This window comes from Mesorhizobium sp. M7A.F.Ca.ET.027.02.1.1 (genome assembly GCF_004022985.1).
Classification (GTDB): domain Bacteria; phylum Pseudomonadota; class Alphaproteobacteria; order Rhizobiales; family Rhizobiaceae; genus Mesorhizobium.
This window is the reverse complement of the sequence record NZ_RZOL01000388.1, coordinates 1-5783: the sequence shown is the minus strand read 5'-3', so window position 1 is coordinate 5783 and position 5783 is coordinate 1. Positions and strand designations below refer to the sequence as shown.

The 5783-nt window shown below is 64.6% G+C and carries 6 protein-coding genes and 1 pseudogene; 1 reads left to right on the top strand and 6 read right to left on the bottom strand.

Annotated features, from left to right (window positions below; all coding sequences use genetic code 11):
• From EN749_RS29185 to EN749_RS29160, 6 genes and pseudogenes are all read right to left on the bottom strand, one after another.
• A pseudogene (locus EN749_RS29185) lies at window positions 1-205 on the bottom strand (phosphatidate cytidylyltransferase); the annotation flags it as partial.
• Window positions 205-867: a lysophospholipid acyltransferase family protein gene (locus EN749_RS29180; RefSeq protein WP_127267052.1), complete on the bottom strand. Its 663-nt coding sequence runs from the start codon at window positions 865-867 to the stop codon at window positions 205-207. The pseudogene EN749_RS29185 and the gene EN749_RS29180, both read right to left, overlap by 1 nt.
• Window positions 864-1307 (bottom strand): hypothetical protein, encoded by a 444-nt coding sequence (locus EN749_RS29175; RefSeq protein ID WP_128364457.1) that lies wholly within the window; start codon window positions 1305-1307, stop codon window positions 864-866. The genes EN749_RS29180 and EN749_RS29175 overlap by 4 nt, the downstream gene beginning before the upstream one ends.
• Window positions 1304-2629 carry a phosphatase PAP2/dual specificity phosphatase family protein gene (locus tag EN749_RS29170; protein ID WP_128364458.1) on the bottom strand — a complete coding sequence of 442 codons (1326 nt, stop codon included), beginning with the start codon at window positions 2627-2629 and terminating at the stop codon, window positions 1304-1306. The genes EN749_RS29175 and EN749_RS29170 overlap by 4 nt, the downstream gene beginning before the upstream one ends.
• Window positions 2630-2634: 5 nt before the next feature.
• On the bottom strand, window positions 2635-4422 hold the full coding sequence (locus tag EN749_RS29165) for a bifunctional alpha/beta hydrolase/class I SAM-dependent methyltransferase (protein ID WP_189367777.1): 1788 nt from the start codon (window positions 4420-4422) through the stop codon (window positions 2635-2637).
• Between the two features lie 36 nt (window positions 4423-4458).
• Entirely contained in the window at window positions 4459-5067 is a 609-nt protein-coding gene (locus EN749_RS29160) for a CDP-alcohol phosphatidyltransferase family protein (protein WP_127810772.1), read from the bottom strand.
• 195 nt (window positions 5068-5262) lie between these two features.
• Here EN749_RS29160 and EN749_RS29155 point away from each other — a divergent pair, with 195 nt between their 5' ends.
• Complete coding sequence (locus EN749_RS29155) at window positions 5263-5742, top strand: MarR family transcriptional regulator (RefSeq protein WP_027038640.1); 480 nt, start codon at window positions 5263-5265, stop codon at window positions 5740-5742.
• Window positions 5743-5783 lie beyond the last annotated feature (41 nt).

The window sequence follows — 5783 nt, the reverse complement described above, 5'->3', positions numbered from 1 at the left end:
GGATGGTCATCCCGTAACGCCCGAAGAAGAAGGCGACCGTCATCAGCGCCACCATCACCCACCAGGCGTTGATCCGCTGGCTGAGATTGACCAGCGTCGAACTGAGCGGCTTCGGCGCTCGCGCCGAAAGTATGGTCGCGACGATGCTGGCGGTGGTCAAAACCGCCAGCAGGCCGATGATCAGGATGGAGATTTCGTGGCGCATCAATCGTCTCGCTCGGGACGCGGGTTGAGCGCCAGAAGCGCGGCGTGGGCGCGTTCGAGGAAGGCGCGGCGTTCTTCGCCCGGACCGATCGCCACCGGCGCGCCGAAGACGACGCGGCACAGCAGCGGCACCGGCAGGAACTGGCCCTTGGGCAGCACGCGCGACATGTTCTCGATCCAGCACGGGATCAGCTCGACCTGAGGCCGCGCCGTCGACAGATTGTAGAGCCCGGAGCGGAATGCCAGCAGCGGCTCTTCGGTCATGTTGCGTGTGCCTTCGGGAAACAGGATCAGCGAGTGGCCCTGGTCGAGAACCGACAGCATGATCTCGATCGGGTTTTCCTCAGGTCTCGTCCACTGCCGGTTGATGAGCACCGACGACAGCATGTCCTGCGCGATGAAGCGGCGCAGCCGCGACTTCCCCCAATATTCGCCTGCGGCAACAGCATGGGTGATCGCGCGCTCGCTTTCGCTGAGACAGGCCGACAGCAGGATAAAGTCGCCATGGCTGGTGTGGTTGGCGAAATAGATGCGCTGGCGGTCGGAGGGCAGGCTGCCGTTCCAGATCGGACGCACGCCCGTCACCATCCGGGCCAGCGCCGAGAGGCCGACGGAGGTTACCGTCTGCAGCAAGGTGAAGGTCTTGAGCGAAAGCCTGTTCATCGCGGCGCCCAAAACCCTGCCGCCAGAAGTGCTGCGGCAAACAGAGCCAGGGCGGCGCGCTGCTTGAACAGCAGGCGACGCGTGCCAGCAATGCGGTCATCGAGCGAGCGTATCTTGGACGGGGCGGGTTTCAGGCGCATGCGCGCCAGCATGTCGTCCACCGCGGCACAGCCGGAAGCTTCGTCATCATGGCTGGCCATGATGCGGAACAGCAACGCGTCAAACGCCAGCAGTGTCGACAGCATCAGCACCGCCACCGCGCTCGCGGCTGTGATCGACAGCGCAACGGCCGCCGGCAAAGTCTCGAAGCCGCCGCGCGTCGAGGCAGCCAGCGGCGCAAGGATATTTGCCGCCACCACGATTGCGGCCGGCCACGCTGCCTGCCGCATCAGCATGCCGGCGAAGCGGTCGGTGCGGTCCTGGTAGGCATTGCCGGTCATGACGCCGCGCGCTCTATGGCCTCGGCAAGATGAACCGGCCGGCCGAGGGCCGCGAGCATTTCTCGGGCAAGCGCCGGCGTCTTGGCCCTGCCGGTCGCCACCAGCCATTCGGCGACGACGCCGGCGCTGCGCTGGAAGCCGAGCGCGCAGCACACCAGCACGGTGCCGTCGCGGCGCGCACTCTCCAGCGCGCCGGCTGCCTGTTGCCGTATCGCCACTGGCGGCGGCAACAGGTCGACCATCGGAAAGCTGATCCAGCGGCAATCGGCTGCCGCAGGCCTCTTAAGTTCGGCGGCGAGATCGATGACCGTGCCGAAGCTGCTGGCCTCGCGTGCCGTGGGAAAGCGCCCGAGAAAGACGCCGTCGGCAATCGCCACCTGGGGAGCAAGTTTGCGCGTCCAGGCCCATATGTTGGCCCTGGCGCCGAGACAGTAAGGCAAGAGCAGGACACGGCTTGCGAGCGTGATGCTGCCATCGGCGGATTTCTGGAACACTTTTTCGCCTGCTCCTGCATAGGCGAAGGCGACGATGGCCAGCGCCAGCGCCGGCCAAAGCAGGAAGAGCGCGACGGCGCAGAACAAGGCGCCGAGCGCTGCACCGGCCAGCGCGAGGACCGCGCCCAGCGCGTAGAACCGCGCCAGCCGCCGCGCTTTCACATCGCTGGTCAGCCGGAAGCCTGAAAACAGCAACGCGCCGCTGCGCGGAAACAGCCACAGCGCAAAGAACCCGAGCAGCGCGCCGGTCGGGATGTCGATGAAGTGATGCTGCCAGGTCGTCAGCACCGAGGCACCGATCAGGAAGCTCCAGCCATGCCAGAGCGGCAGGAGCAACCCGCGGAGCCGGTGGCGCCAATGATCCCAGATGATCACCAAAAGGGCGATGTGCAGCGAGGGTGCCTGGTTGAACGGCTTGTCGAAACCGCCGAGCACGGCAAACAGGAAGCCCGGCAGGCCGGTCGTCGCCTGTCGCACGAATGTCGCGGTCAGCGGGAACAGGATGAAGCAGATAACGGCGACGACCTGCGCGGTGAGATAGCGCCCGGCCAGGCGGTCGACGCCTTGCCTGTCGTTGTTGAGCAGCAGCGACAGGCCGTAGAACAGGTTGATCGACCAATAAGGCACGATGGTCCAGGCGACGAACGGAATACCGTGCTCCCACGAGAACACGATGCTGCCGACCTCGTCGCGCCGCGAGGCCAGCCAGTTGGCGAAGCCGTAGCTGAGATAGAAGAACGGCGCCAGGAAGGCCAGCCACAAGGCTGCCCTGACGATCACCCGTCCATAAGGCTCGGTGCGCGCGGTGGGGGCAAGCGACGAGGCCATGCTGCTCAGCGGCGCCGCGCGACCGAGACGGTGAAGATGCCCCATTGGTCGATGCGCTGGTCGAGCTTTTCGAAACCGGCGGCTTCGACAAGCTGGTCCATCTCACCCTGCGTGCGCCGCCGCATCACCCAGGCCTCGCCGCCGCGATGCGAAGTCAGGCTGCGGGCGATCATCTCGAGCTGCGGGTGCCAAGGCTGGTTGGTGTAGAGCAACAGGCTGCCCGGCTGCATGGCGCTGGCCAATCCACCGAGCGATCGGGCTATCATCGCATTGTCGGAGAACAACTCGTAAAGGCCGGAAACGATGGCAAGATCCGGAGCTGGATCGATCGATGCGAGCATGTCGGCATCGAAGGCGTCGGCGCGCTGGAACGAGACATCAGCCGGCAATTGCCGCTCGGCGATCAGCTTGCGGCCAAGCTGGACGTTGAGGTCGGAATAATCCTGCAGGCGAACGCTCGCCGGCTGATCGGGGCTCTTCACGATGGCATCGAGAACATAGCGGCCATGGCCGGCCGCGATGTCGAGAATGTGCGCTGGCCGGCCAGCGGCCTTGAGCGTCGCCAGGCAAGAGCCGATCAGTTCTTCGAGATGCAGCTTGCGCTGGCGGATGCCGCGCCAGCCAATGGCCTCCAGGAAAATGCGGTCGACGACGCGGCCAAGAGGCGTAAGCCCGCGCGCATTGTTCTCGTAGACGTAGTCCAGCGTCGAGCCGGAATCGAAGCCGGTGGTCACGCCGGCCTTCATACCTTGCGAGACCCAGGCGCCCATGCGGATGGAGGCACGGCTGAATGCCCAATAGAGGCCCTTTGGCGACATCAAAGCGAGCGGCGAGGCAAGTCGGTCAGCCTCGTCGCGGGTGTGGCCGGCAATGTCCGCCTGCTTAAGGTCGACAGGCGCGTCCGGTGCCGTGAACTGCCTGGCCAGGAATGGCCGGATCAACTCGAGGGCCTTTGCCCGGTCGCGCTCGCCCAGCGTGTCGTGGAAGAAACCAGGCAACACATGGCGTTCCTTGGTGCGGCTGCCGAGATTGGCGAAGAACTCGTGCTGCGGGCCGTGGCGCACCACCCAGTCGCTGCCCGAAAGCAGAAGCTGGGTCGGCACGGTGATGGCGCGGGCGTCACTGACGATGCGTGCGGCATGCTGGTAGAGTTCGACCAGGATGTTGGAAGCGATCGGCCGCGTGATCAATGGATCGCTCTCGAAGGAGGCGATGCGCACGGGATCATGGGTCAGGAATTTCGCCTTGACATAGGAATTGACGAAGAAGCGGCCCTTGATCTTCTGCCAGAGTGCGATGCCCTCCTTGGCGAAGGGCACGTAGAGTTTCACCGAGAAGGCCGGTGAGGCCAGCACCATGGCGCGCAGCTTCGGCGCATAGTCATGCACCCAGGCGGCGGCCAGCACGGCGCCAAAGGATTGTGCGATCAGCGCGATATCCCGAGTGGCAAAGCCATCCCTGGCTGCAATCTCGCGCATGAAGCAGTCGATGTCGCGCACCAGGGCCGAGAAGGAGGGCGCATAGCCGCGCTCGCCGGACGAGCGGCCATTGCCGCGGGCATCCCAGGCATAGAAGGCGTGGTCCGGCATCTGCAATTCATCGACGAGATGGGCCATGCGGCCGCCATGCTCGTGGCCGCGATGGAAGAGCACCACTGCGCCCTTGGCATCGGCGGAGGCCGCCGGCCAGAATCGGTAGAAGATCTCCGTCCCGTCATGGCTGCGGAAAACCCGCTCCTGTGCTTGCCGCGCAAGGCTTTCCGTGGCCGCGGCGGCGATCGGTTCGTGCATCATGGTCTTCCCCTCTGGCGGCATGGCGAGCCTCGATGCTCAGCTGGCGCTGCCAATAATGCCGGCGCGTATCCGGTTTATGGCGGTCAGCAGCGAAAGCGTTGCCATGGCCGGAAACACAAACGCCGCTATCGATGCCGGCCACAGCCCGGCGGCGCACAGCACGGCGACGACGCCGAGCGCCAGCGCCCTGTCGCTCTTGCCGAACGGCCCGGCATAATTACGCCCGACCTTGGCAGCGATGCCGAGCACGCCGGCGAACTCGGTCAGCACGGCCGCTATCGCGAAGGCGACGACGCCCCATGCGCCAAATTCCGGAAAGACGGCAAAAGGGAGAATCAGCGCGAGGTCGGAAACGACGTCGCACAACTCGTTCAGATACATGCCAAGCGTCGAGGCTTGGCCATGCTCGCGCGCCAGCATGCCGTCCACGGCATTCAACGCCATGCGCACGAACATCACCGCGGGGATAAGCAACAGCAGCCAGCGCCATTCGTGCCAGATCGCAATGGCCGCGCCGGCGGCTATCGACATCGCGGCCGCCAGGATGGTTATGCTGTTTGCCGTGACCCCGATTGCCGCCAGCCGGTTGACCAGCGGCCGCAGTCGACCCTGGAAGGCCGGCTTGAGAGCGTAAAGCGTCGGCATTGCGTTGATCCCCCGATCCTGTTCAGCGGCTGTACATCAATATGCCAGACGCGACCAGTGTAGAGGCGGCGCGGCCATCATGCGTTCGCAAATCGCTAACCATGATTGGTCCGGCAAAGCTGCCATGCACATTTGCCGGCTTCTCGTGCAACGCGGCGTCTTGAATAGTGAGCACGCTTATTATATATCCCGCTCATGGTTTCCGATGGCATCGACAGATTGGGCTTCTTGATCCACGACGTGCAGCGCTTGATGCGCAAGCGCTTCGAGGCGAGGGCCAGTGGCTTGGGGCTTTCTTCGGCGCAATGGCGGCTTCTGGTCCGCGTTGCCAAGGAAGACGGTGTCGCGCAGGCGCGGCTGGCCGAACTTCTCGAAATCGAGCCGATCAGCGTTTCGCGCCTGGTCGACCGCATGGAAGAGGGAGGCTGGATCGAGCGTCGGTCCGACGCCGCCGATCGTCGCGTCCGCATGATCTTCCTGACGCCCAAGGCAAGCGATGCCTACGCCGTGATCAAGAGCATTGCCGGAGAAGTCTATGAGGAATCGCTGGTCGGCGTGAAGCCGGAAGCCCGTCGCGTCCTCATCGAAGGGCTCGAGGCGATGGTTCGCAACCTGACCGACGACGAGACGCCGTCCATTGAAAAAGTGAAGAATACAGAAGGCGCAGCAGCATGAACGCGGTAGCCAAGATAGACGAGAAAGTGACCGAACTGGAC